At 58.3% G+C, this 632-nt stretch carries 1 protein-coding gene; it reads right to left on the bottom strand.

Features of this window, described 5'->3' with window-relative positions; genetic code table 11:
- The coding region (locus ACAN56_RS35405) for an AMP-binding protein (protein WP_379148791.1) at positions 1-632 on the bottom strand (632 nt) is incomplete at both ends.

Raw genomic sequence — 632 nt, 5'->3', positions numbered from 1 at the left:
ATCGACGTGATGAACAACAGCCGGTCTTCCTCATGCACGCCAAATTCCTGATTGACCCAGCTGACCAGGTTCACGGCCGAATGATGCTCAATCATGACGCCCTTTGGCTCCCCGGTTGAGCCAGAGGTGTAAATAATGTACGCCAACTCGTGCGAATCTTTGGCAAGGCGAAGCGCCTCGCCGGAATGCTCAATCAGCGAAGGGTCCCGGCTGTCGACGAATANGGCCGAATGATGCTCAATCATGACGCCCTTTGGCTCCCCGGTTGAGCCAGAGGTGTAAATAATGTACGCCAACTCGTGCGAATCTTTGGCAAGGCGAAGCGCCTCGCCGGAATGCTCAATCAGCGAAGGGTCCCGGCTGTCGACGAATAGCGCAGGCGCTTCTGCATACGCCTGATCGACGACAACGACGCTCACTCCCGCATGGCTGATCATATGTGCGATCCGGCTTTGCGGGTAGTCCGGATCCATCGGTACATATGCCGCGCCGGCTTTCAGAATCGCCAGCATGCCGACGATCATTTCAAAACCCCGCCCGGTCATCAGCCCGACATGATCATTGAGTTTCACCCCCTGGGCCCGCAGCCGCCGCGCCAACCGGTTCGACCGCTCGTCCAGCTCCCGGTAGGT

The organism is Paenibacillus paludis (genome assembly GCF_042610515.1).
GTDB lineage: Bacteria > Bacillota > Bacilli > Paenibacillales > Paenibacillaceae > Paenibacillus_AQ.
This window is presented reverse-complemented; position numbering and strand designations above follow the sequence as displayed.